Below are 24,158 nucleotides of genomic sequence, written 5' to 3'. Positions count from 1 at the left end.
CCCCCGACCTCAGGACACCGTGAACCCTCAGGACACCGCGAAAGCCCCCGCCTTCCCCTGGATCGGCCTGCTCACGCTCGCCGGCGCCGTCTTCGTCTCCGTGACGAGCGAGTTCCTCCCGACCGGGCTCATCCCCGACATGTCGCGCGACCTCGGCGTGAGCATCTCGCTCACCGGCCAGCTCGTCACGATCTTCGCCGCGACCGTCGTCGTCGCGACGACTCCGCTGACCCTGGTGACCCAGCGCTTCTCGCGCAAGAGCCTCCTCCTCGTGGCGCTGTGCACCATCGCGGTCGCCAACGTCCTCGCCGCGCTCGCCCCCACCTTCGGGCTGCTCATCGGCGCCCGCATCCTCGGCGGGCTCGCCCACGGCCTCTTCTGGGCGATCGTCGCCGCCTACTCCGCGCATCTCGTCGCTCCGGAGCAGCTCGGCCGCGCGACCGCGATCACGGCGGGCGGCGGATCCGCTGCCTTCGTCCTCGGCGTCCCCCTGGGCACGGCGCTCGGGCATGCGTTCGGCTGGCGGCCCACCTTCGCGATCCTCGGCGGCGTCGTGCTCGTGCTCGCGCTGATCGTGGTGAAGTTCCTGCCCGCGGTCGACCACCACATCCCGCTGCGGACCGGCGAGATCCGCCTGCCTGCGCGGAAGGACCGGACGCTCCCCCGCATCATCGGCGTCTGCGTCGTCATCCTGCTGGTGCTGATCGGCCAGAACACCCTCTCGACCTACATCACGCCCTGGCTCGAGAACGCCTCCTTCGCCCCCGACACGGTGCCGCTCGTGCTCTTCGCGTTCGGCGGCGCAGGGGCGGTCGGACTCGTCCTGGCCGGCTTCGCGACCGACCGGTTCCCCCGCTCGGGCTTCGTGGTCGCCGCGATCGCGGTCGTGCTGGCGCTCGCGGGCCTGGCCGTCGCCGCGGGCACCGGCGCCGCCACGGCCGTGGTCGTCGCCGCGGTGATCTGGAACATCGCGTTCGGCGGCATCCCGGCGATGCTGCAGACCCGGATGCTGCGCACCTCCTCCTTCCAGCTGCGGAGCCTCGCCGCGGCGCTCCAGACGACGGCGTTCAACATCGGCATCGGCGGCGGCGCGGTCGTCGGCGGACTGGCGATCGACGCGAGCGGGCTCGACGTGCTGCCGTGGGTCGCGATCGTCATCGTCGTAGTGGGGCTCGTCGTCAGCCTGATCATCGACGCCCGGGCGACGGCGGCGGTGCGGGCGGAGGCGGTCCCTACTCGCTGATCGTGTTCACAACGGAGGAAGAACGCGTTCCGGCGCATGCCGATCCGCGTGTTCGCGCTCGAGTCGGAACGTTCTTCCTCCGTTTTGAAGACGGCGGCCTTCGGCTTCGTGAACACGGCGGCGTGCCTCCGGCGCGAACACCGGGATGTCGTCCGCACGGCCGACGCGGCGCCGCGGGGAGCAGGGGATACGGTCGAGGGATGAGAGACGGAACCCGATGAGCCCGAGCACCCTCGAGCCGCCGCTGGCCCTCCCCTACTACGGGGCTCCGCCGATGGCGGCGCTCCGCCGCTTCTTCGGCAACTACCTCCGCTTCCGCGGGAGGGCGAGCCGGGCCGAGTACTGGTGGATCATCCTCCTCGGCAGCGTCCTCACCGCGCTGCTGCAGCTGGCCGACGGCGGTCCGTGGCGCCTCGACTTCACGCTGACGCCGTACCCGAGCGGCGCGCCGTTCCAGACCTTCTGGGTGTCGCTCGCCGCGGGCGCGATCGCCCTGGCGACGTTCCTCCCGTCGCTCTCGCTGATCTGGCGGCGACTGCACGACGTGAACCGCAGCGGGCTGTGGATCCTCGCGATCCTCGTGCCGATCGCCGGCTACGTGTTCCTGCTGATCCTGTTCGTGCTGCCGCCGCGGCCGGAGGGCGCGCGGTTCGACTGAGCGGCGGACGCGTCGGCGGTGGAGTGCCGGACCCGGTCGACGAGTCGGCAGTGCGGCTCGCCTGCCGCCCGCAGGACGACGCCCGTTCTCGCATCAACCGCAGGAACCGTGATGCGCCCGAGCCCCAGGGTCGTGTAACCGGCTTCCTTCTCACCGGTGACCCTGGACGTGCCGATCGCGAGACAGATCACTGACCAGGCGAGAGCGGCGAAGAACAGCACCAGCTGCACGAAAAGGGGCAGACGCGATCCCGGAGGAAGGACCGCGAACCCGACGAAGAGCCAGATACAGGCGATCGCCTGGGCGAGAGTTCCCCACCCGGTGCTGAGAACACGTGTAAGCGCAGACCAACCGGGCAGCACTTCCACCCTCTCCGGCACCAGCGCAGGTACCCTCTCCGCCCCCGACATCATGCGCCCTCTGTCGGCGGCGCCAGGGCGACAGCGCCAGCGGCGCGCGCATCAGCCCGCTGCACCGCCCGATAGACCGTCGACCGCGCGACCTTGAACTCCGCCGCGAACTCGGCAACGGTGCAGTTCCCGGCACGATGCTCTGCGACCAGATGCGCCTCGATCTTCGGCGACAGCTTCGGCTGACGGCCACGCAGACGCCCCTTGGCCTTCGCGACCTTCATCCCCTCACGAGTGCGGGCACGAATCAGATCCCCCTCGAACTCCGCGACCATCGCGAGCACGTTGAACAGCAGCCGGCCGATCGGATCCTCCGGATCGTGGACCAATCCCCCGATGCTGAGCTTCACCCCGCGGCGGGTCAGCTCATCAACGATGTCGCGAGGGTCTGTGATGGACCGCGCGAGCCGGTCGAGCTTCGTCACGAGCGGAGTCGATCCGGCGTCGCATGCCGCCAGCGCCTCTCGCAGCGCGGGACGCTCGCGGTTCCGGCCGGTCAGACCCGAGTCGACGTAGATCCGATCGGATGGGACGCCGGCCGCCCGGAGTGCGGCGCGCTGCGTGGTCGCATCCTGCTTGTCGGTTGAGACGCGGGCGTATCCTACGAGCTGCCGTGCGCTCAGTGTGTCAGTTGACGCACCACCATCGGGCATCTCATCGGGCGGGTCTATTGCGACAAACAGCGCCGCGAGATTCCGGTCTCATGCGCGGCCATCCTGGGCGGCCGGATGACGACCCCTCATCGGACGCCCGCAGCGGCGGCCATGGCCGGTACGGTGGCCGCATGAAGGACGACGAAGAACGTCACAACCTGGTGGCACTCACCGAGATCCTCAACGGCTACATCAGAGCGATCGAGAACCCCGAGAAGCTGTTTCAGGTGTGCGCGAACGTCTCGGGAGGTCGCGACAACGAGAGGGCAGCCGTCGCCGCGGCATTCGAGGTCAGCGACGTGGTGGCCAATGCGATTCTTGACTTGCAAGTGAGGCGCTTCACGCCGAGGTCGATCGAGCAGATGCGGAACGAACTGGCCGACTACAACCGTCGACTAGCCGAACTCAACCGACCGTAGGCGATCCCCATACGGGACGAGCCGCCGCCGTGGCCGGTGTAGAAGTCACGCCGACCTCAGGAAGCGTTGATGTCCCCGTGGATCGTCAGGAACCAGGCCGTGTCGCCGTCCGCGTTTGACGCGGTGGCCTCGACAGTAGAAATCGGCTTCTCGCCGAGCGACGCCGGGTCGATCTCGTGCGGGCCATCGGCACAGTCGATCGCCTCGAGGGTCGTCGTCGTCCTCGTCGTCGGGCCTCCTGCCGTGGACAGCGATCCGATCTCGAGATCGATCACTCCGTCCCCGAGACATTCAAAGGTGATCGCTGTCGGCAGGGCGGGTCGCGCGAGAGTCGCTTCGACGTGGCCACCATCATCGTCGGCGTTAGCGTTCAGCGAGAGGATCGCAACAACGTCACGGTCCGTTTCCACATCCGCTTGGCGCTCTGCACGCCACTGAGTGATGCGAGGGTCCTCCCCAGATATCGGGGCGCAGCCTGCGAGAGACGCCACGAGAACAAGACCAACTACTGCGCTGATGGGACGGTGCCTCATCGCTACACAGTAGGGGCAGGCGATCGCAGATGGACGAACTTCTGACCTGATGGCGAGATAGTGAAGCTCAGCGCTGAACAATCGGGCCTCTGTGCCCACGTCGATCGGATCTGTGCCTTGCGGTCCTACTCTCCCCACTGTCGCGTTCAGCACTACGGATCCTTGGCGGAACCGTGCCGGTGAACGATCCCCATACGGAACGGGCGGCCTCGCGCTCTTCGCTCCGTTGATGAGAGCCGGTGCTCTGGAGTTCAGGCGAAGTAGGGTGAGCAAAACGCGACGGGGACGCCATGGGCCACGAACGATCGACCTACGGATTCAAGATCGGTGCGGCCGCGGTCGCGCTCATGGCCCTTCCTCTTCTCGGCGGGTGCGCGCAGGACACCACTGTCTGCGACGACCCGACCGTGTACTCGGACTACGACAGGGCGCAGCAGGAGCAGGACGCACTTCCCTCGCTCGGCAGCGTCGGAGACAAGCTCGATCCCGACTCGATCCGGTTCGCCGGGTCCGTCGAGGGCCTCGACTTCTACTTGGCCCTACCTCGCGAGGGAGCCGGACACTGCGTCATCGTTGACGAGGGCGACGAACCGGTCAGCGGCTGCGGCGAGAAGCTGTCAAAGCAGAACGACTGGACGGTACAGATCCACCCCGACGACGCCGTACCGGACGACGCCACCGGCGAGGGCTGGACTCAGCTCGGCAAGAACCTGTCGGTCCGCGCGAGCTGACAGCGGGAGCATTCTCGCTGAACCACGCCACCCGGCGGAGGGCAGCCCGGCGACTTGGTGATCCGCAGAACGATTCCCAACCGGGACGGCTCTGGGCCTGCTGGGGAGGATGCACTGCGAAATAGTCCCGTGCTTGGAGTATCGTGCGGACCATGACCGGTGAGATGCGAGAGACGACCTTTTGGATCTTGACCGCGCTGGCTCTCGGTCGACGTCACGGGTACGCACTGCTGCAAGAGATCGAAGAGCAATCGGAGGAGCGGGTCCGCCTCCGAGTGACGACGCTCTACGCAGCGCTCGAACGACTCGAGTCGGAGGGGCTGATCTCTCCTGACGGTGACGAGCGGATCAATGGCCGCGTTCGTCGCTACTTCCGCCTCACGGAGGCCGGCCGCGCCGCGCTCGGCGCCGAGGTCACCCGCATGGAGGCCAGCGCACGCAGAGCACGGACGAACCTCGGGCTCCGACCCGCCACAGCGATCTGATCCGATCACGCCTCGACTGGAGAACGGCATGACGACGAACGATGACACCGGACGAGCCGACAGCTTCCGACGTGCGCTGCGCTGGTACCCACCGACCTGGAGGGCACGGCACGGCGAGGTACTGCTGGGCATCCTCCTGGACGAAGCCGACGATGCGGGCCGTTCTCGCCCCACCCGGGGACAGCGGATCACTCTCGCAATCGGTGGGATGCGTCACCGCTTCCGCTCGGACGCCGGCCGGTCACCGGCAGCAATCATCCCGCTGGCTCTCGTCACAGCGTTCTTCCTCTTCTACCTCACCGTGAACTGGTCCCCAGGCATCAGCTATCCGGGCGCGATCGGCTCGTTCACCAACCCCTCCGTCTTCGCCGGCGCCGCATTCGGCGTCGCGCTCGCACTTGCGGTGGCCGGACGGACCGGCGCCGCCCGCGTCACCGCCCTGCTCGCGTCGACGGCGGAACTGGTCATCGCCCTCGTCTCGGCATCGGAGGGATGGCTCGGGCCCGGCCTGTCGACAGCAGCACCCATCGCGGCCCTCGGCCTGCTCACAGCGCTCCCCTGGCGAGGGCGCACCACCACTGCAATCTCGGTGCTCGTGCTGATCGGGTTGCCTTTGCTGCTGATCGGAGTTGAGGTGCTCGGAGCGACCGTCTTCTCGGCGTACCCGACGCTCAGGATCGGACTGCAGCTCCCCATCGTGGGCGGCGCGCTGCTCGCGATCGGGCTCGCCGCTGGTCGGGCAGCGCGACTCGAACAAAAACTGCCGAGCACCATCAACTGATGACTGCTTCACTGCGCACCTAGGGAGTTCCGGAAGGGCATCCCCAAACGAAACGCTTACTAAGCCGTCCCCATACGGGACGACGCGAGCGCTAGTCTCCTCGCCGTGATCATTGATCTAGAGCCCGGCGACGCGCGGTGGGCGGCCGCTCTTCCCGTCCTCCGCGAGCTGCGGCCCCATCTCACTGACGAACTCCTCAACCTGGTACTGCGAGAAGGCGCACCCCAAGGTCTCCGCTTCACCGCCCTACTGCAAGACGATCGCTGCGTGGCTGTCGCCGGCTGGCGAGTAGTCGTCAACACGAGCGCTATCAGGAAGCTCTACGTCGATGACCTCTCCACCGCCGCCGCCGAGCGATCTCACGGCCACGGCGCGGCACTCCTAACCGCCCTGGCGGAGCGAGGCCGGGAACTGGGGTGCAGCGCGATCGAGCTCGACTCCGGCGTGCAACGCTTCGAGGCGCATCGCTTCTACCTGCGCGAACGGATGGACATCACCGCCCATCACTTCGCTCGACGGCTCAACCAGTAAGAGCGACGGGCGTCTTCCCCGCACCGTTCGGCAGGGGACCGCTACCGGACGCCGGATGGCAGTGGGTAGTTTCACCGTCCGGACGACGATTCCCTAACGGGACGGCCCGCCGGCGGGCAGGCTTCCGTCACTCCGACTGCTACGAGCTGCGCCCTTCTTCGATACTTTCTCTCCATGACTTCGCCAGCGAGTACCGGTACCTGGACAAAAACAAACTGGGCAGGTGTGACGACCACTGGAACGTGGACGATGACGCCTCCGGCGTCGGCGACAACCCCGCCGCCGCCGATGCAGTCGCAGAAACGCGCGTGGTGGGTTGCTGCAGCTGCGGTCGCCGCGCTCCTCCTTCTGCTGGGAGTGGTCGTCTTCTTCACATCGCTCAACACGGGTAGCGGTGAAACCGCTGCAACGTCCGCCTCCAGCGCGACGCCCACGGCGGATACTGGCGGCGCCCAGAGCACTGCAACGCCGGCCGTCGGCACGACGCCCGCGGCGAACGACGCGGGGTGGACTCAAGCGACGTGGTTTGCCGTGCTCTTTGGGAGCGTGTCGGCGATCTGCCTCATCTTCAAGGAGGTCTTCAACACATTTGCACTGAGCAGCGGTTTCAACGAGACGTCGAAAAATCGCGCAAAGGAAATAGCGGCCGGGTGCTCGGTGTTCGGCTTGATTTTCGGCGCGCCGACAGTGGCGGCAACGATCATTGCTCTAACGGCGAAGTAGCACGCATGTGCGGTCGAGACGTGACGACGCTGGCACACCCGGTGGGATGAGCTGTCTGTGGCACCGATCCTCAAGGACGTGCATCTCTGGTGCCGATCAGGAGGATGACAATCGCGTAGACGACGGCGGCTGCGAGCTGTTCCTCGTGGTTTCCGTCGCGCAGTGAGTTGGCGAGGAGGACGGTCGGTCGGGGTACGAGGGCAATACTGAGGAGCAGTGCGATGCTGAGCACGAGCACCTTCGTGTCGATGCGCTTGAGTCGGATCCAGGTCTGGTGGTGGGAGAGCCAGATCGCGGCGGTGGTGAAAACGAGGCGAGGTAGGCGATGTAGGCGGAACAGTCGCTCAGCAGCTCCTCACCGGTGGTGAATGTGCTCGCCGGGGAGCAGGTCGAGGACCAGCAACGTGAGCACGATCGCGAACCTCGCAAATTTCGAACACGACCCCCTCGGCACTGAGTAGCAGTCGCATCCTCTCGCTAAGCTCTAGCTATGTCGAACCAGTTCCCCAGCCTGAACCAGATGTTCGGGCTTGAGCGCGAGAAGAAGATCGCCGATTCAGGCGTCCGGAACATTTTCACTCCACACCAGCCTATCGGGGAATCAGATCTCCTCTTCGGTCGCCAGACAGAAGTGCGCAGCCTTATCGAGACACTCAACACCCCGGGCCAGCATGTCCTTCTCTACGGGGAGCGTGGCGTAGGAAAAAGTTCGATTGCTAACGTCGCCTCCGTGCTGATCTCGGGCTTGATCGAAGCAAAAGTCTGGACGAAGCGCTGCGATAACTCTGACACCTTCGAATCGATCCTCAAGGGGCCTCTCGCGGAAGTAGGTGCAGATCTCACATTGGTCGCCGTGACGGAGCAGGATGACAAGAGCGGTACCCTCGACGCCAAGGTGGCGAAGGGTACCCTTGCCAAGTCCATTGTCGCCAACTATGCCGCGAGCCATTCACTCAGCCCTTCCACAGTAGCGGAAGCCATTGCACATCTTGAGGGCCTGCTCATCGTGGACGAAGCGGACGCTATCGGAAACCCGGAGGATCGCCGGAAGCTCGCCGAGCTCATCAAGCTCCTTAGCGACTCTGGTTCAAAGTTGAAGGTGATGATCGTCGGGATTAGCGAGACTGGCGAGGAGCTCACAGCGGCGCACCCGTCCGTGCAGCGGTGCCTGCGGGAAACAAAGCTCAATCGCATGTCGACCGCGGAACTGACAGAGATTATTACAACAGGCGGGCCAAAGGCTGGGCTTAATTTCACTGAATCCCTGACAAAGGCGATTGTGCGCCTGAGTGCGGGGTATCCGCACTTCACTCATTTAATTGCCCTTAAGTGCGCAGAGGAGGCGGTGGCCGCCGATCGCACCGAAATTGACGAGCATCACTTGAAGGATGCACTAACAACCGCGGTCCGGGACGCGGAAGGCACACTGAAGCGAGACTATGAAGCTGCCACGCGGTCCGCCGGCACCGACATGTATCGAAACATTGTGCTTGCGGCAGCATCGTTAGATTCGGAAGAGTTCAACGCCGCGAGCCTGCGCGAAGCAATCGACAGAATCACCAGCGGTTCCATTTCTCAAGGGTCGCTGAATAATTTCCTGATTCGGCTCGTCTCAGACGATGGGAAGTCGATACTCACTCGAACCGCGAAAGGCGTCTATCGGTTCACGGATCCTCGTATGGCAAGTTATGCGCGCATGTACAACGCGCTGGCTGCACTTTAGCGAGGCGCGCCAAAGGCGCGACTTCACTCTGTAAACAGGTCCAGCCTTGGGTGGAAGGGTGGGCGCCTGCCGAAGCCCCGGACGAAACTCGCGCGTGCTGCGCTGATCAGCAACGGCATGGTGCGGTTCGGGTTGTCGCTGATGCTGTTCTCCATCGCCGGTGAGCAGACCTACGCGGCGTTCTCCGGGACGTGGTTGAACGTGCTCGGGTGGGCGCTGATCGTCCTCCTGGCCGCCGGCCTGGCGGTAGTCCGTGTGATCGAGAACCGGACCATCCGCGCGGGGAAGAAGTACAAGCCGCGTCCTCGCCGCTGACTACCGCTCGAGCGTGGGTGGCCGTTCCGCGTGCGTGACCGGGGGGGCGAGGGGGCTCTCCCCCTCGTGCGGGCCGGCCCGTTTCGGGTCGGCCCGCGCACGCACTCAGAGCGCGAGCGTGTGGAGGATCAGGGTGGTGGAGCCGATGGGCTTTCCGAAGTCGGTGTAGTCGAGGGTCGCGCGGCGGTTGCTGATGAGGTCGAGGGCGATCAGTTCCTCCTCGGACTCGTCCGTCATGTCGCCGGGCTCCTCGTCCCATTCGCGGAGGACCTGGCGGTCGGCGTCGAGGACCTTCCACAGTCCCCAGACGTGGGCGATGGGGCCGGTCCTCTCGTACGTGAAGACGAGGGCGGTCGCGGTGGGCCAGCCGTAGGCGGCCGCGGCGACGATCAGCGCTCGCGCTGCGGCGGCGGTCGCTTCGGCGTCGCCGGACGCGGCCGCGGCGTCGACGGCGACCTCGGCCGCTCGCAGCGTCGGGTCGTCCTGGTACGGGTCGAAGCGGTGGGCGGGGCGGGGTGCGGTGGTCGTAGTGGTCATGGTCGGGCCTTCCTGTGCAGCAGTGGGAGAAGAGGAGGGGCGGGGACCGGCGCGAGCCGGTCCCCGCCAGGTGTGCTAGCTGAGCCCTGCGGCGTCGGCGGGGGTGCTGTCGCCGGTGACGACCTGCTCGACCGGGGAGAGCGCGTATCCCCAGGCCGCGAGCTGGCGGAAGTGCTCGGCCGTGCGCTCGTCGCCGCGGCGCCAGGACTCCTTGCTCGTGTGCGCCTCCTGGCCTCCGAGGACGACGGCCAGCGCGACCAGGCGGGCCTTCGCGGACTTCGCCTCGACGAGCGCTGCGAGGGCGTCGGCGCGGTAGCCGGAGGGGCGCTCGATGCGCAGCAGCGCGTGCGCGAGATCGCTGCCGTTGCTCATCCCCGACGACACCGCGAACCGGTGCGCGGTGAGGCCGAGAGCGATGACGCGATCTGCGTCCTTGGGGAGGGTCTTGCGGGCGAGGAACGTCGCGATCCGCTCGCGGCGCACCTTCTCGGCCGCGTTCCACGCCTTGTTGTTGGCGATGAGCACCTTCCGCTCCGCGGACTTCTCGGCACGCTCCTCCTCGGCCTCCTCCTCGGTCTGCGGCTGCTCGGGGGCTCCGTAGGCGTAGGTGAATCCGGCGGCGGTCGGGTCCTGAACCAGGAGCGTGACCTCGACCTCGCCGCGCCAGCTGGTGTCGATGAGCACTCCGCGGCCGGGAGCGGCGGCGACCTGCTCGGGAGTGACGCTCTTCCCGTCCTCGCCGCGCAGCTGCCGCACCGGCGTCCACGTCGCCTGGTCGCCGTAGGCGTCGGAGCGGGTGAGGATCTGGAAGCCGTTGCCGGTGTACTCGGCGGCGGTCGCCGCGAGGAGCCCCTGGTGCGCGGCCTCGTCGCGGAGGGTCTGCGCGGTGTGCTCGAACTGGGCCGGGTCGTGGGTGGCGACCTCGATCAGGGTCGCGCGGGCGTCGGCGTCGTCCTCGAACTCCAACAGCACCGCCGCCTGGTCCAGGGTCAGCTCGTGCTCGTGCAGAACGGACGTGACGGTCGCGGACTCCGCGACCGCAAGCCCCTTCTTAACCGCGTCGGTCTTGGTGCCGGTGCGCTTGGCGATCGCTGCAGCGGACACGCCCTCGAACGCGAGCTGCGCCCACGCGGCGGTGCGGTCCGCGACGCTCAGCTCGGCGCGCTGGTCGTTCTCGATGATCTGCTGAACGATCCGGTACTTCCGAGCCGCCAGCAATCAGTCAGGTCGACGAGCCGGTCGTCAGACCGGCCCCCTACGCGCACCAGTCGCGCGAGCGTCCGTTGACGCTGCGCGCGGTGTCGCCGGTGCCGAGGTCGACGAGCACGGTCGAGGTCGCGCTGAAGCCCGGCTCGCCCGGGTAGTCGTCCGGCCGGCCCTCGACCGAGACGGTCTCGACGGCGAGGTACTGCCCGTTCGGCGAGAGGCAGACGCCGCGGATGCGGCCTGTCGGCGAGGTGCGGAACACCTCCGCGGTGCCGGACGCGTCGACGCGGACGACGGAGTACTGGGTCGCCCCCGTCTCCGGCGCGTACTCGGCCTCGAGCTCGACGTAGCTCCCGGAGTCGAGGAGCCGGATCTGCACGGGCGACGCGGTCGCGCTCACGTCGGCCGGGGGGAGGGCGAGCGTCTCGACCGAGCCGTCGGCCAGGTCGATCAGCGAGCCCGACTCCGGATCGGCGACCACGAGCCGGTTCGCGCCGGGCACGAATCCGCGCAGCTCCGCGTGCTGCCCGAGCGGGCTGATCGAGCCTGGCGTCAGCAGGTCGAGCAGGAGCACCGTGTCGTCGAGCGAGTGGGTGACGACCGAGGTGGTGCCGGGCACGAACATCCAGTCGCGCGCCCGCAGCGGCCCGCCGTCGATCCCGAGCACGGGGACCGCCTCGGCCTTCTGGTCGGTGAGGTCGTAGGAGTAGAGGGCGCGGTCGAGCGGGCCCGACGGCGCCTGCCCGGTGAAGGTCCAGCCGAGCACGCCCTTCTCGGGCGAGGAGTGCAGCTCGCTCACGGTCCCGGGGCCGGGGAGCGGGATCACGCCCTCGGAGCCGGTGTCGAGCGTGACCGTGCGGAGGAGGTTCGTGTCGTCCGGCCCGATGGTCACGACGACCAGCACCGGGCCGACGACGGCGTAGTCCTGGATCCGGTCGGCCGTGACGAGGACCCGGGCGTCGCCTCCGGAGAGCGGGCGGACGCGGACGGCGTCGGGCTGCGAGGGGTCGTCGGCGGTGCGGTCGAGGGTGAAGAGGTCGGGGTCCTTCGTGGTGAAGGAGGCGGAGACGTCGGCGGCCGAGCCGGTCGCGGCGCTGCGGGCGTCGTCGATCCCGATCTCGTAGCGGGTGGCGTAGCGGAGGGTGTCGGTGAAGGTGACGGTGAGCACGCCGCCGTCGAGCTCGGCGGTGTGCGGGGCGTCCGGAGCGACGCGGACGCGGTCGAGCGCGTCGGGCTCGAGCGCCTGGTCGAGGTGCAGGCGGGCGCGGGATCCGTCGCGCTCGACCACGCCGTCGGTGCTGACCTCGAGGGAGGCGACCCGGGGCCCCTTCGCGACGGTGGCGGCGGTCAGGCCTCCGACCGCGAGGACGAGCACCGCGACGACCGCCCAGAACAGGCGGGGGAAGCGGGAGGCGCCTGCGGAGTCGAGGCCGGGAGCCCGCCGCGCGCCGCCTTCGGCCCGTCGCCCGCTCTGCGCCGACGTGCGGCGCTCCGGAGACGCGCCGCGCTCAGGATTCGCGCCGCGCTCAGTAGACATACGGCATCGCCGGCTCGTCGATCGGAGTGAGCGCCTCCGGCTCCAGCACGACCGCCTCGGCGCTGGTGACGCTCGGGTTCGCGCCGAAGCCGCCGCTCGCCTCCAGCCACTGCCCCTCCGACCAGGTGTCGGCCCAGCCGGCCTGGTAGACCGGCACGCCCACCGGCTGCGCGTCCACCGCGCAGCAGGTGACGACGAAGCGGGCGATGTAGAAGACGTTCTCGGGGTCGGAGGCGTCGGGCGTCACGAATCCGCTCACCGTCGCCGTGCGGCCGGCGAGGAACTGCTCGCTCGCGCCCTGACGCAGCAGGGTCGCCCAGTCGCGCACGCTGAACGAGGCCGTGTCGCCGGTGGGCGCCGCGGCGGTCACGGAGGCGTCGACGGCGCTCGTGTTGACCTCGCGCTGCGTCGCGGTCGAGGCGGTGAGGGCGGCCGGCGGGAGCACGAGCAGGGCGACGGAGGCGGAGGCGATCACCGCGACTCCGGCCGCGACCGCGACCACCCGGCGCCAGGGGCGGGCGGGCACGGGGGCGTGGAGGTGCTCGACGTCGTCCTCGTGCTCGTGCTCGTCCTCCTCCGCTCGCGGCACCACCGCGAAGGCCGCGATCAGCAGCACTCCGGCGATCACCGCGAGCACCACCGAGAACTCGAAGTAGCGGGGGTGGATGTAGAGGCCGAGCCGGCCGGTCGCCGCGAGCCACAGGGTCGAGACGACGCCGATCAGGCTGAGGACGACGCCCTTCCAGCGGGCGAGGAGGCGCTCAGAGCGCATAGTTCACCGCCAGTCCCAGCACGGCGGCGGCGAGGGCGACCAGCACGGTGACGCGCACCAGCGTCGCGGCCGAGAACGTGGTGCGCAGCAGCGCGAGCATCTTGACGTCGATCATCGGGCCGAAGACGAGGAACGCGATGATGCCTCCCGGCAGGAACGTGGAGCCGAACGAGAGCACGAAGAACGCGTCGACGTTCGAGCAGATCGAGATGACGAACGCGAGCACCATCAGCGCCAGCACCGACCAGAGCGGGTCGCCGCCGAGCGTGGTCAGCACGTCGCGCGAGACGCCGACCTGGATCAGCCCCGCGATGGCGGCGCCGACGAACAGCGCCGGCATCATCGCCCCGGTCTCCTCGGCGAACAGCAGCACGCTGCGCCGGGAGCGGTCGCGGAGGGAGCGGGAGGGCCGCTCGCCCGCCTCGCAGGCAGCGCGGAAGCGGTCGGTGAGCAGGCTCATCGGCTCGGAGTGGCGGCTGAAGATCCAGCCGACGAGGTTCGCGATCGCGAAGCCGCCGACGATGCGCCAGACGAGGATCCCGTCGGCCCAGCCGAAGGCCTGGTAGGTCGTGACGATGGTGATCGGATTCACGATCGGCGCGGCCAGGAGGAACGTCATCGACTCCGACACCGAGAGGCCCTTGACGATCAGCCCGCGCGCGAGCGGCACGTTGCCGCACTCGCAGACCGGGAGGAGCACGCCGAGCAGCGAGATCACGAGCCGCCGCGGGAGCGCCCGCTTCGGCAGGATCCTCAGCAGCACGGCCTCGGGCACCCACAGCTGCACCGCGATCGAGAGGACGATGCCGAGGAAGACGAACGGCAGCGACTCGATGACGACGCTGATCGAGAGGGTGAGGAAGTCGCGCACCGCGTCCGAGAGGGCGTCGCCCGCCGCGTCCGGGGCCAGCAGGCGCGTCGCCACGAGGACGGCGACCAGGGCGAGCCCGAGGAGCGGCCCGCGCCGCGACCGCCGGGCGCCCGGGGACGCGCGGGTCGGGGCGGCGAGCGCGGATTCGGGGGACATCCCGACCCATCGTAGGCGGGGGTCCTGCGCGGGCCGGCGCGGGGCGCGGGCGCGGGGCCGCCGGGTGTCGCCCGGGGCGCACGAGAACTCGGAAGTGGCCGTACGGGAGCGCGAGTACCGCGACTTCTGCGTGCTCGCGGTGTCGGCTGCGCCCGACCTGGCGAGATCCGGCCGCCCGCGAGTGTCCGATGGTCGTCGCACTCGCGCTCGAGTGCGACGACTTCTGGACACTCGGTGCGAGGGCGGGCGCCGAGGGTCGCGGGAGGCGGGCGCGGCACTCGCGCAGCGGCCCTCCGGGTGCAGGATGAGCGCATGCCCGCCTCCCCCGCGCACCCCCTCCGCGTGCGGATGCAGCCGCGCGCGATCGACGAGGCGCACCGCGTCTCGAGTCCGCTCGAGCTGCTCGTCGACCTGACCTTCGTCGTCGCGATCGCGCAGATCGCCCAGCAGCTCGCCCACGCCACCGAGGAGGGGCACCTCGCCGAGGGGCTCCTCCCCTTCGGCATGGTGTTCTTCGCGATCTGGTGGGCGTGGATGAACTTCACCTGGTTCGCCTCCGGGTACGACACCGACGACGTGCCCTACCGGCTGCTGACCCTCGCCCAGATGGGCGGCGTCCTCGTGCTCGCGGCCGGCGTCCCGGCCGGCTTCGAGGAGGGCGACTACCGGGCGATCACCATCGGCTACGCGATCATGCGGTTCGCGCTGGTGAGCCAGTGGATCCGCGTCGCCGTGTCCACTCCGGAGCACCGCACCTCCGCCGTGCGCAACGCCGTCGGCTTCTCGATAGTGCAGGTCGGCTGGCTGCTGCGGCTGCTCCTGCCCGAGGAGGTCGGGGTGGTGAGCTTCCTGCTCCTGGTCGCCTGCGAGCTGGCCGTGCCCCTCTGGGCGCAGCGGGCGGGCGACGCGAACTGGCATCCGCACCACGTCGCCGAGCGGTACGGGCTGTTCACGATCATCCTGCTCGGCGAGGGCGTCCTCGCGGCGGTGATGGGCGTGCAGCGGGCGGTGACGGAGGCGGGCGTCAGCACCTCGCTCGTGCTGGTCGCGGCCTGCGGGCTGGTGATCGTCTTCGCGCTGTGGTGGCTGTCGTTCTCGCATCCCTCCGGCGAGCTGCTGGAGCGGCGGCGCGCCCTCTCCTACCGCTGGGGCTACGCGCACTTCGCGGCGTTCGCGGCCCTCGCAGCGCTGGGATCCGGGCTGGAGGCGGCCGTCGCCGCGACCGCGGGCCACCTCGAGGCGTCCGACACCGTGATCGGCGCGGCCGTCGCGGTCCCGGTCGCGGCCTTCGTCCTGACCCTGTGGGCGGTGCACGCGCCGCTCGGCGAGCACCAGCCGATGCCCGCGCGCCTGGCGCTCCCCGGTGTCGCGCTGGCGCTGGCGACTCCGCTTGTGGCGGGACTGCTCGGCGTGGGCGGGGTGCTGGTCGCGCTGGCCGCGGTGTCGGCGGGGCTGGTCGCCGCGGTGGTGGGGCGCGGGCGCACCGCGGAGTGACGTGGTCGGCGGGCGAGGCGCGTCGCCGTCCCGAGAGGCGCGTTGTCGGGGCGGAGGAGCGGACCGCGCCTCGAGACACAGCCCTCGTCGACGAGACGCCGGCCTGGCGGCGGTGTCCCGGCGGGGGCGGAACGCCTCGGCGAGCGCACCGCGGCAGCGGCTACCCCCGGCGCGGCAGCGGCTCCGGGCGGCGGGGCACCCAGCAGCGGACGCGCGAGCGGTAGCGCTCGAAGTCGGCTCCGAAGCGGGCGGCGAGGTCCGCCTCCTCCAGCGGGCGCACGGCCTGGTTCCAGACGACGGCGCCGAGGAGCGCGTACAGCACGACCAGCCACGACGAGAGCAGCAGCCCGACCGCCGCTCCCTGCACGATGCCGGCGACCGCCATCGGGTTGCGGACCCAGCGGTAGGGGCCGGCGATCACCAGCCGGTTGGTCATCGCGATCGGCAGCGGCGTGCCGTCGCCGAGGAGCGACATCGTGAGCCCCGACCAGATCCCGAGCGCGCTCGCCGCGACCAGCAGCAGGACGCCGACGCCGACGACCGCGGGCGGCGCCGCTCCGAGGCCCACGCCCCAGCGCTCCTCCAGCGCGGCGATCACCAGCGGGACGACGACCAGCGCGCCACCCCAGAACACCGCGATCTGCCCGAGGGTCGCGGCGAGGTGCGATCCGGGTCGGCGGCCCGCGGTCGCGACCCGGAAGGAGAAGGGACCGGAGGCGATCCAGCGCGTGGGCACCCGGCCGAGCAGGAGCAGGCACGCCGGGACGACGGAGCCGCCCGCCGCGGCGATCATCGCGACGACGCCCCAGCCCGCCTCCCCCGTCAGGGTGGCCCAGACGGCCAGGGCGACCGCGCCGAGGAGCGTCCAGGCCGTCGCGGTGACGGCCGCCCAGCGGATGCCCGTGGCGGCCAGAGCGGAGGCGCCGACGAACAGCGGGAGGTCGAGTGCCGCGACAGGGACGGGATCGAGGCTGCCGAGCGTCGCGATCCGCACCGCGGGGACGAGCGCCACGGCGACCCACCAGGCCGCGCCGCCGAGGGCCTGCACGGCGAAGTAGAGGCGTCCCCAGGGCATGGCTGCACGGTACTTCATAGCTGAACCCAAGGAACGACCCAGGGCGTTGACGGGCTCAGCGCCCTAGGCTCGGAACCAGTTCCCGCCGCCTCCACGAGAAGCGGCCCACCACGACGCCAAGGACGACGCCGATGAACCGCACGACCGTGATCACCGCACTCGCCTGCGGGCTCCTCCTCACCGCCGCCGCAGCCACTCCCGCTGTCGCCGCGACCTCGGACACCGCCGGGGACTCCACCCGCTCCGTCGACGAGTTCGGCGTTCTCGCCGCGACCGACGGCGACACCCTGCTGATCAACGGGCGCGCCTTCCTCCTCGAGTAGGCCCTCCCCGCCGGGCGCGGACGCGAGGACGCCACTCGCGACGCCGGCCTGCTGATCCGCCGCTGCGTCGACGTCGACGCCGCCGCGGCCGTATTCCTGGTGGCCGTCATCGAGGCCGCCGCCCCCGTTCGCCGAAGCCCGCGCCCTGATGGCCGGTGGGCGAAGCCTCGCCGCGGGCGACCCCGGATCGTCATCCACCCCCACTATGGTGACGCTACTCATGCCCGGTCCTCCGGCCGTGGACCGGATCCGACACGGATCCCGCGAGGGGTGCCGCCCGGCAGTCGTCTCGCCCGTTCGCGGACCGCCCTCCCCGGGAAGGCTCCGCCTCCCCGCGGCTGGAGTCAGCATGGAGTCCCCCTTCCCCCTCGCGCACCGGCGATCCGGCACCACCGTCGGACTGCTGTCGACCTTCCCGCCCACGCGGTGCGGGCTCGCGACCTTCACCGAGGCCCTCGGCGGAGCACTGGCCGACGACCACGGCGCCGGCATCCGCACCGTCCGCGTGATGGACGAGCTCGCCGTGCCCGGATCGACGCCCGGCACGAGCGTCGTGGCCGAGCTCGTCGCGGGCGACCCGGCGAGCACCGCGCGCGCGGCCGCCGAGCTCGACTCCTGCGACGTCGCGATCATCCAGCACGAGTACGGCATCTAGGGCGGACCCGACGGCGACGAGGTGATCGCCCTGATGGAGCGGCTGGCCGTGCCCGTGATCGTGGTCCTGCACACGGTGCTGGAGACGCCGACCCCCTCGCAGCGCCTCGTGCTGGAGCGGGTCGCCTCCCTCGCCGACGCGGTCGTGGTGATGACGGCCGTCGCGGCCGAGATCCTCGAGCGCCGGTACGACGTGGACGCGTCGCGCGTCGTCGTCATCGCGCACGGCGTCCCCGTCTGGAACGCGGCCGCCCGCCCCGCCGCCGCCGCGGATCCGCAGATCATCACCTGGGGCCTGATCGGCCCGGGCAAGGGCGTCGAGTGGGGGATCCGCGCGATGGCCGACCTGCGCGACGCCGGCGTCTCCGCCCGCTACACCGTCTACGGGCAGACACACCCCAAGGTCGTCGCGCACGCCGGCGAGGCCTACCGGGAGTCGCTGGCCGACCTGATCGCCGAGCTGCGGCTCGAGGACCGGGTCGTGCTCGACGGCCGCTATTTGAATCCCTCCCAGCTCGCCGCGGCGGTCGCCGACGCCGACGCCGTCCTGCTGCCCTACGACTCCCGCAACCAGGTCACCTCCGGAGTGCTCGTCGAGGCGCTGGCCGCCGGACGACGCGTCGTCGCGACGGAGTTCCCCCACGCTCTCGAGCTGCTAGGGAACGGCCGCGGCCGCACGGTCGCGCACGAGGACCCCGCCGCGATAGCCGCGGCGCTGCGCGAGGTGCTCGCCGACTCCGCCCCCGCAGCCGCTCCGGCCGCCCTCTCCTGGCCCGCGGCCGCCGGCCTCTACCTCGATCTCGTCGAGCGCCTCCGCATCGAGCACGCGGCGTGACCGCGGGGCCCGCCCTCGCGACGGCACTCCCCTACGAGCACCTCGACGCCCTCACCGACGAGCGCGGACTGCACGAGCACGCGCTGCTCGACGCGCCCCGGCCCGAGCATGGCTACTGCGTCGACGACGTCTCGCGCGCCCTGATCGTGGTGGCGCAGGAGCCGGAGCAGACGTTCCGGACCCGTCGCCTCACGGAGCAGTACCTCCGCTTCCTCGAGGCGGCCGCGGAGCCGGACGGCACCGTGCACAACCGGCTGTCGCCCGACGGCGAGTGGGCCGACGCCTCCTCGCTCGGCGACTGGTGGGGCCGCAGCCTCTGGGCGGCCGGGGTGGTGGCCGCGCACGCCGAGCTGCCGCTGACCCGCCGCCGCGCGATGCGGCTCTTCCTCCACCTCGCGGAGGAGCGCTCGCCGGACCTGCGCGCCATGACGTTCGCGGTGCTCGGCGCGGTCGAGGTCGTCGCCGTCCGCCCGCACTCGCTGGTCGCGGTCCAGCTGCTGCACGACGCCGCGCCGATGCTCCTCTCCTGCACGGATCAGGCCTGGCCCTGGCCGGAGGCGCGCCTGCGCTACGCCAACGGCTGCGTCCCCGAGGCGCTCCTGGCGGCCGGCGAGGCGCTGCAGGATCCGCCGCTGCTCGCGCGCGGGTTCGCCGCCCTCGCCTTCCTGCTGGGCCTCGAATCGCGCGACGGCCGCCTCTCGGTGACGGGCGTGGCCGGCCGCGGGCCGGACGAGCTCGGAGTGCTCTTCGACCAGCAGCCGATCGAGGTCGCCGCCATCGCCGCCGCGTGCGCCCGCGCCCTGACGCTCGACGAGGATCCGCTCTGGCGCGAGGGCCTCGCCTCCTGCTGGGCCTGGTTCCACGGGGTCAACGACTCCGCGACCGTGATGGTCGATCCGCTCTCCGGAGCCGGGTACGACGGGCTGGAGCCGCAGGGGCGCAACGAGAACCGTGGCGCGGAGTCGACGATCGCCGCCCTGCACACCTCGCTCGTCGTGCGGCGGGCCGGCCTGCAGCCGACGCGGCCGAGCGTCCCGGCGGCCCCTTCGGCCGTCGCCGCCCGATGACCGCAGGACCCGGGGACCCGGCGGCCGGGCTGCGGATCGCGATGCTCGCACCGATCGCGTGGCGCACGCCGCCGCGCCACTACGGGCCGTGGGAGCAGGTCGCGAGCCTCCTGACCGAGGGCCTGGTCCGCCGCGGAGTCGACGTGACGCTCTTCGCGACCGGCGACTCCGTGACGACGGCCGCGCTCGAGTCGGTCGCGCCGACGGGCTACGCCGAGTCGGGCCGCGACGGCCGCGTCTGGGAGGCGCTGCACATCGCGGCGGTCCTCGACCGCGCCGGCGAGTTCGACCTGGTGTACAACCACCTCGACTGGCTGCCGCTCGCCCTCGCGGCGCAGTGGCCCGTGCCACTCGTGACGACGGTGCACGGCTTCTCGGGGCCCGAGATCCTGCCCGCCTACCGCGAGGCGCTGCGGCACCCGCGCACCGCGCACCTGGTGTCGATCTCGGACAGCGACCGCTCCCCCGAGCTCGACTACGCGGCGACGGTGCACCACGGGATCGACGTGGACGGCTTCCCCGCCGGATCCGGAGGCGAGGACCTCGTGATCCTCGGCCGGATCCACCCCGACAAGGGCACGGCGGAGGCGGTCCGGATCGCCGCCGCGGCCGGGCGCCGACTCCTCCTCTGCGGCATCGTGCAGGACGAGCGCTACTGGCGCGAGGAGGTCGAGCCGCTCGTCGACGGGACGCGCGTCGTCTACCGCGGCTCGGTCGGGCCGGAGGAGCGTGCCCTCGTGCTCGGCGGAGCGCTCGCGCTCCTGCATCCGATCGGCTTCGACGAGCCGTTCGGCCTCTCCGTCGTCGAGGCGATGGCGTGCGGGACGCCGGTGATCGCGTACCGCCGCGGATCCATGGCCGAGATCATCGACGGGGGCGTCACCGGGTACGCGGTGGGCTCCCTGTCGGAGGCGGTCGCCGCGGTCGAACGGGTCGGACTCCTCGACCGCGCGTCCGTCCGGGAGACGGCGCGCCGCCGCTTCGCGGTGGACCGGATGGTCGACGAGTACCTGGCGGTGTACGCGGGAGTGCTCGGGCGCTGACGCCGGCGTCACGTCGGCATCGGATGCTCGCGTGACTCCCGGCCCGCTGCACCGAGTCGCCCGAGAAGGCTCGTTCTCGACGCGGAGAACGAGCCCTCCCGGGCGACTGAGCGATGCTGATAGGAAGAGGCCGTGCCTCGACCTCATCTCTTCGTCACCCGCGGAAGCCTCCTCCACTTCGCCTGCGACGCGTGGCTCCTGCCGACGGACCGCTTCCTCTCGTTCACGGACTTCTGGCGCGGGGTGCCGCAGCTGGAGGATCGCGCACGCGCCGCGCTGACTCCGGAGTTCTCGGACGGCCGACAGGCGGCACTGCCGCTCGCGCCGCGCGACGGCGAGCCCACTCCCGTCCTCACCGCCGTCCCCGATCGCGCCGTGCACGACGCCGAGGACAGCGAAGGACTCGCCGACATCGCCCGCCGCCTCCGGGCCTTCGTCGAGGTCGCCGCGCGGACGGCGACGAGGGATCGGCGCACGAGGCGGCCGCTGCCGCTCCTGGCCGTGCCGCTCTTCGCGACGGCGGGCGGCGGGTCCGGGCCCCTCCGCGACGCCGTGCTCGCCCAGCAGCTCCGCGTGCTGCGGGAGGCCGCCGAGGCGTTCCAGGTCGACATCGCGATCGTCACCCTCCGCGCCGACGTCCACGCCTTCGCCCAGTCCAGGCGGCGACTCGATCCCGCGACGTCCTGGCCCGAGCTGGAGGCTCCGGCCCTCGAGGAGGCGCAGAGCCTCGCCGAGCGCGCCCGGCGCCGCCGGCTCGTGCCCTTCCTCGGCGCCGGGACCAGCGTCAGCGCCGGCGGCCCCTCCTGGGACGGACTGCTCGAGGAGCTCGGTCGCGAGATCGGGCTCGACTCCGAGACGTCCGCGGTCCTCAGCGGGAAGAACGTGCTCGACCAGGCGTCCTATCTCGCGACGCTCTTCGACGAGGAGCAGCCCGGACGGTTCGCCGAGGCCGTCGCCCGTGAGATCGGCTCCCTCGAGCGGTACGGTCTCGCCCCGGCGCTCCTCACCGCGATCGACTCCGAGCAGGCCATCACGCTCAACTACGACCGCCTCTTCGAGACGGCGTCCGAGGACGCGGGCGTCCCCCGCGCCGTCATCCCCGGCGACCACGAGGGCGACCACGAGCGCTGGCTGCTCAAGCTCCACGGCACCGTCGACGACCCGTCCTCGATCGTCCTCACCCGCGACGACTACCTCGGCTTCGACTCCTCCCGCCGCGCCCTCTCCTCGATCGTGAAGGCCACCCTCGCGACCCGGCACCTGCTCTTCGTCGGCTTCGGCCTCACCGACGACCACTTCCACGAGATCGTCCACGACGTCCGCCGCGCGTTCCCCTCCTCCGCCTCAGGAACGCTCGCGACCGCCCTCACCCTCTTCGCCGATCCACTCGACGAGCGCCTCTGGCAGGGAAGGCTGCGGCTCGTGCCGATGCTGCCGGTGCCCCACAATCCGTCCCGCGTCGGCGAGGCCGCCCGCGTCCTCGAGATCTTCCTCGACGCCCTGGCCGCCTTCGCGACGGACGCCCACTCGTACCTCCTCGCGCGGGGGCACGAGAGCGCGATGACCGAGGCGGAGCTGCGGCTGCGGGAGCGGCTCATCGCGCTGCTGCGGGAAACGACGGCGGAGGAACGGGCGACCGGAGCGTGGCAGGAGGTCGCGGGGATGAGTGAGCGGCTGGGTGGGGAAGGGCGCTAGCTCGGACAGCGCTCGTCGCTCGAGGGCCGAACGGCCGAGCCGGCAGTCGTCGGCGACTCCTGCGCGAATGGACGAAGGACCAGCGGATCGACTGATCGCGGGCGAGAGGTCACCGACCTCCCGCCCGGCACCGCTCAGACGGCGTCGTGGAGCTCGACGTTGTCCTGATACTCGAAGTGCGTCTGGACACGATCCGAGACGTCGATGTTCTGCAGCTTGCTGGACGCTGGGATGAAGCCCACCAGACCAGCTGCCGTCTCACCGGCCTGAGCCGTCCGGTAGACGAACTTGAGGATCGCGTCGTTGCGGGAGTGGTAGCCGTAGACCGCTTCGTCGACCGAGGCGGTCAACGAGTCCCAGTTGCTCTTCGCACCGATCGCGGTGCCGAGGAGATGTGCGGCCTGGATCCGCGGCCCTCCGGGCTTCGTGCCCATGGACTGCGCGGCGACGACCATCGCCCTCGCTCCCAGACTGTGACCGATGAGCACGTACGACTTCGCGTTCGTGCGTGCAAGGAGATCACCGATGATCACGCCGGTCTTGTCGGCGCGGTTCTTCGCGACGTGCCAGGGGTTCCTCGCGAGGTCCGAGGCGATCATCGCCGGCCCGGCGACGCCTCCGAGAAGCTTCGCCCCCGCCTTGTGCCCGAGCGCCGCCGCTCCTCTGAGCAGCCCCATGGCGACGCCCTTGCCTGCTGCGCCCAGGGCGAGATCCGTCAGATCCCGCAACTCCTTCGACCCCCATCGGACGCGGTAGACGGGCGAGTCCGGGTAGCGGGAGTCGACGATCGACTTCCACTTGCCCCATCGGTCTCCCTCACCGTCCGTGAGGAACCCGTTAGCGACGACCACGGGGACGCCGCCCGTTCCCGGACGGAGCAGCTCGATCTGGAACGACTTGTCCTCGCTCAGGTAGGCGTTCGCGACCGATGCCCCGAGGACACCTCCCACCGCCGCTCCGACGGCCGTCACGACCGCCGTGCCGCCGGCCATGCCGAGCCCGCCCGCTGCGAGGGTGCCGCCGCCGAGCAGCGCGAGTCCGTGTGAGCTCGCCGCTGCGCCGGTGAATCCGCCGAAGACGCCGAGCGAGCCGATCGCGCCGCCGATGGCGGGAGCGGCGAGGAGAGCGACCGGCGCCGCCATCGCGAGGACAGCGATGCCGCCAACGATGATCTTCGAGGTCGCGTCGAGGTCGGGCTTCTCGTACTCGAGGAAGGCCTCGTAGTCGTGCAGCTCGCCGAAGCTCCCCTGGGCCTTCTCGAAGCCCGGGATCTCGTGCTTGTGCTCGGCGCAGAACTGGGGGACGCGCAGAGCGCCGCGCTCGCGCACCGCCATGTTGCCGCAGCCGACAGCCACGCACGGGAGCGTCGCGGATCCGCAGCCCTGGCAGACGTACACCGGAAGCTGCCCCGCGGGACGGTTGGACTTCCGGTGCTCGGTGTTGAAGAAGCACGACGAGCACCATCCGTGCTGGACGTCCAGCAGCGAGACATCGTCTGCGACGTCCGCGATCCACTGCGCCGTCTTCGCGTACGTCTCGGCCACTTTCTGTGCGGTCCGCCGCTCCTGCTCCACCTGCCGGAGAGCGGCCTTCTGCTCGGCCGGATCCGAATACGCGAGAGCCTCGGCATTGGACGTCATGCGGGCGCGATACCAGGTCTTGGCGTACGCCCACATGTTGCTGCGCAG

27 protein-coding genes are annotated in these 24,158 nt (G+C 70.5%); 17 read left to right on the top strand and 10 right to left on the bottom strand.

Annotation, left to right across the window (positions count from 1 at the left end):
• Together C5C49_RS08555 and C5C49_RS08550 are read left to right on the top strand one after the other, a co-directional pair.
• Positions 1 to 1,243, top strand: a 1,243-nt coding sequence (locus tag C5C49_RS08555) for an MFS transporter (protein WP_219814586.1), incomplete at its 5' end; no start/stop codon positions are given.
• A gap of 217 nt (positions 1,244 to 1,460) precedes the next feature.
• Positions 1,461 to 1,901 (top strand): DUF805 domain-containing protein, encoded by a 441-nt coding sequence (locus C5C49_RS08550; RefSeq protein ID WP_181135741.1) that lies wholly within the window; start codon positions 1,461 to 1,463, stop codon positions 1,899 to 1,901.
• Between the two features lie 409 nt (positions 1,902 to 2,310).
• Here C5C49_RS08550 and C5C49_RS08540 read toward each other — a convergent pair whose 3' ends face one another.
• Positions 2,311 to 2,964 carry a recombinase family protein gene (locus C5C49_RS08540; protein ID WP_104345939.1) on the bottom strand — a complete coding sequence of 218 codons (654 nt, stop codon included), beginning with the start codon at positions 2,962 to 2,964 and terminating at the stop codon, positions 2,311 to 2,313.
• Positions 2,965 to 3,095: 131 nt separating this feature from the next.
• Here C5C49_RS08540 and C5C49_RS08535 point away from each other — a divergent pair, with 131 nt between their 5' ends.
• Entirely contained in the window at positions 3,096 to 3,383 is a 288-nt protein-coding gene (locus C5C49_RS08535) for a hypothetical protein (protein WP_146084598.1), read from the top strand.
• A gap of 56 nt (positions 3,384 to 3,439) precedes the next feature.
• Here C5C49_RS08535 and C5C49_RS08530 read toward each other — a convergent pair whose 3' ends face one another.
• Positions 3,440 to 3,793, bottom strand: coding sequence for a hypothetical protein (locus C5C49_RS08530; protein ID WP_104345938.1), 354 nt, complete (start codon positions 3,791 to 3,793; stop codon positions 3,440 to 3,442).
• A 413-nt stretch (positions 3,794 to 4,206) separates the two neighbouring features.
• Between C5C49_RS08530 and C5C49_RS08525 the strand changes: the two genes are divergently transcribed.
• The 5 genes from C5C49_RS08525 to C5C49_RS08505 all read left to right on the top strand — a co-directional run bounded on the left by C5C49_RS08525 (position 4,207) and on the right by C5C49_RS08505 (position 7,167).
• Complete coding sequence (locus tag C5C49_RS08525) at positions 4,207 to 4,647, top strand: hypothetical protein (protein WP_104345937.1); 441 nt, start codon at positions 4,207 to 4,209, stop codon at positions 4,645 to 4,647.
• A gap of 152 nt (positions 4,648 to 4,799) precedes the next feature.
• On the top strand, positions 4,800 to 5,132 hold the full coding sequence (locus C5C49_RS08520) for a PadR family transcriptional regulator (protein WP_104318052.1): 333 nt from the start codon (positions 4,800 to 4,802) through the stop codon (positions 5,130 to 5,132).
• Positions 5,133 to 5,340: 208 nt separating this feature from the next.
• A complete protein-coding gene (locus tag C5C49_RS08515) occupies positions 5,341 to 5,913 on the top strand; it encodes a hypothetical protein (protein WP_146082456.1) in 573 nt (190 codons plus the stop codon).
• 105 nt (positions 5,914 to 6,018) lie between these two features.
• On the top strand, positions 6,019 to 6,444 hold the full coding sequence (locus C5C49_RS08510) for a GNAT family N-acetyltransferase (protein WP_104345935.1): 426 nt from the start codon (positions 6,019 to 6,021) through the stop codon (positions 6,442 to 6,444).
• Positions 6,445 to 6,669: 225 nt separating this feature from the next.
• On the top strand, positions 6,670 to 7,167 hold the full coding sequence (locus tag C5C49_RS08505) for a hypothetical protein (protein WP_146084871.1): 498 nt from the start codon (positions 6,670 to 6,672) through the stop codon (positions 7,165 to 7,167).
• Between the two features lie 70 nt (positions 7,168 to 7,237).
• Here C5C49_RS08505 and C5C49_RS17525 read toward each other — a convergent pair whose 3' ends face one another.
• Positions 7,238 to 7,459, bottom strand: coding sequence for a hypothetical protein (locus C5C49_RS17525; RefSeq protein WP_374953848.1), 222 nt, complete (start codon positions 7,457 to 7,459; stop codon positions 7,238 to 7,240).
• Between the two features lie 198 nt (positions 7,460 to 7,657).
• Between C5C49_RS17525 and C5C49_RS08500 the strand changes: the two genes are divergently transcribed.
• Both C5C49_RS08500 and C5C49_RS16960 read left to right on the top strand, forming a co-directional pair.
• Positions 7,658 to 8,890, top strand: a complete 1,233-nt coding sequence (locus tag C5C49_RS08500; RefSeq protein ID WP_104239421.1) for an ATP-binding protein — start codon at positions 7,658 to 7,660, stop codon at positions 8,888 to 8,890.
• Positions 8,891 to 9,031: 141 nt separating this feature from the next.
• Positions 9,032 to 9,205: a hypothetical protein gene (locus C5C49_RS16960; protein ID WP_181135740.1), complete on the top strand. Its 174-nt coding sequence runs from the start codon at positions 9,032 to 9,034 to the stop codon at positions 9,203 to 9,205.
• A 105-nt stretch (positions 9,206 to 9,310) separates the two neighbouring features.
• Here the strand turns inward: C5C49_RS16960 and C5C49_RS08490 are convergent, their stop codons facing one another.
• The 5 genes from C5C49_RS08490 to C5C49_RS08470 form a co-directional block, all read right to left on the bottom strand.
• Positions 9,311 to 9,742: a hypothetical protein gene (locus C5C49_RS08490; RefSeq protein WP_104345932.1), complete on the bottom strand. Its 432-nt coding sequence runs from the start codon at positions 9,740 to 9,742 to the stop codon at positions 9,311 to 9,313.
• 75 nt (positions 9,743 to 9,817) lie between these two features.
• Complete coding sequence (locus C5C49_RS08485) at positions 9,818 to 10,960, bottom strand: hypothetical protein (RefSeq protein WP_104345931.1); 1,143 nt, start codon at positions 10,958 to 10,960, stop codon at positions 9,818 to 9,820.
• A gap of 37 nt (positions 10,961 to 10,997) precedes the next feature.
• A complete protein-coding gene (locus C5C49_RS08480; protein WP_104345930.1) occupies positions 10,998 to 12,485 on the bottom strand; it encodes a hypothetical protein in 1,488 nt (495 codons plus the stop codon).
• Positions 12,475 to 13,257, bottom strand: a complete 783-nt coding sequence (locus C5C49_RS08475; protein WP_104345929.1) for a TIGR03943 family putative permease subunit — start codon at positions 13,255 to 13,257, stop codon at positions 12,475 to 12,477. Before C5C49_RS08475 ends, C5C49_RS08480 begins: the two co-directional genes overlap by 11 nt.
• Positions 13,247 to 14,284: a permease gene (locus C5C49_RS08470; protein ID WP_104223382.1), complete on the bottom strand. Its 1,038-nt coding sequence runs from the start codon at positions 14,282 to 14,284 to the stop codon at positions 13,247 to 13,249. The genes C5C49_RS08475 and C5C49_RS08470 overlap by 11 nt, the downstream gene beginning before the upstream one ends.
• Positions 14,285 to 14,596: 312 nt before the next feature.
• Between C5C49_RS08470 and C5C49_RS08465 the strand changes: the two genes are divergently transcribed.
• Positions 14,597 to 15,778, top strand: coding sequence for a low temperature requirement protein A (locus C5C49_RS08465; protein ID WP_219814585.1), 1,182 nt, complete (start codon positions 14,597 to 14,599; stop codon positions 15,776 to 15,778).
• A gap of 160 nt (positions 15,779 to 15,938) precedes the next feature.
• Here C5C49_RS08465 and C5C49_RS08460 read toward each other — a convergent pair whose 3' ends face one another.
• Positions 15,939 to 16,853: an isoprenylcysteine carboxylmethyltransferase family protein gene (locus C5C49_RS08460; RefSeq protein ID WP_104345928.1), complete on the bottom strand. Its 915-nt coding sequence runs from the start codon at positions 16,851 to 16,853 to the stop codon at positions 15,939 to 15,941.
• Between the two features lie 131 nt (positions 16,854 to 16,984).
• On the opposite strand from C5C49_RS08460, the gene C5C49_RS08455 reads away from it, so the two are divergent.
• From C5C49_RS08455 to C5C49_RS08435, 6 genes are all read left to right on the top strand, one after another.
• Positions 16,985 to 17,176, top strand: a complete 192-nt coding sequence (locus C5C49_RS08455; protein WP_104223384.1) for a hypothetical protein — start codon at positions 16,985 to 16,987, stop codon at positions 17,174 to 17,176.
• A gap of 349 nt (positions 17,177 to 17,525) precedes the next feature.
• On the top strand, positions 17,526 to 17,831 hold the full coding sequence (locus tag C5C49_RS17195) for a hypothetical protein (protein ID WP_219814584.1): 306 nt from the start codon (positions 17,526 to 17,528) through the stop codon (positions 17,829 to 17,831).
• A gap of 21 nt (positions 17,832 to 17,852) precedes the next feature.
• A complete protein-coding gene (locus C5C49_RS08450; protein ID WP_219814583.1) occupies positions 17,853 to 18,665 on the top strand; it encodes a glycosyltransferase in 813 nt (270 codons plus the stop codon).
• Positions 18,662 to 19,732, top strand: a complete 1,071-nt coding sequence (locus tag C5C49_RS08445; RefSeq protein WP_181135739.1) for a glycosyltransferase — start codon at positions 18,662 to 18,664, stop codon at positions 19,730 to 19,732. The genes C5C49_RS08450 and C5C49_RS08445 overlap by 4 nt, the downstream gene beginning before the upstream one ends.
• Before the next feature lie 41 nt (positions 19,733 to 19,773).
• The gene (locus C5C49_RS08440) at positions 19,774 to 20,775 is read left to right on the top strand and encodes a glycosyltransferase family 4 protein (RefSeq protein WP_104345947.1); all 1,002 of its coding nucleotides are present in this window, start codon (positions 19,774 to 19,776) and stop codon (positions 20,773 to 20,775) included.
• Positions 20,776 to 20,907: 132 nt separating this feature from the next.
• Positions 20,908 to 22,470 carry an SIR2 family protein gene (locus C5C49_RS08435; RefSeq protein WP_104345927.1) on the top strand — a complete coding sequence of 521 codons (1,563 nt, stop codon included), beginning with the start codon at positions 20,908 to 20,910 and terminating at the stop codon, positions 22,468 to 22,470.
• A 134-nt stretch (positions 22,471 to 22,604) separates the two neighbouring features.
• Here C5C49_RS08435 and C5C49_RS08430 read toward each other — a convergent pair whose 3' ends face one another.
• Positions 22,605 to 24,110 (bottom strand): DUF726 domain-containing protein, encoded by a 1,506-nt coding sequence (locus tag C5C49_RS08430; RefSeq protein ID WP_219814582.1) that lies wholly within the window; start codon positions 24,108 to 24,110, stop codon positions 22,605 to 22,607.
• Positions 24,111 to 24,158: the final 48 nt, after the last annotated feature.

The sequence above is a fragment of the Rathayibacter sp. AY1E2 genome (genome assembly GCF_002932325.1).
Taxonomy (GTDB): Bacteria; Actinomycetota; Actinomycetes; order Actinomycetales; family Microbacteriaceae; genus Rathayibacter.
The sequence above is the reverse complement of the archived record's forward strand: the minus strand, read 5'-3'. Positions and strand labels throughout refer to the sequence as shown.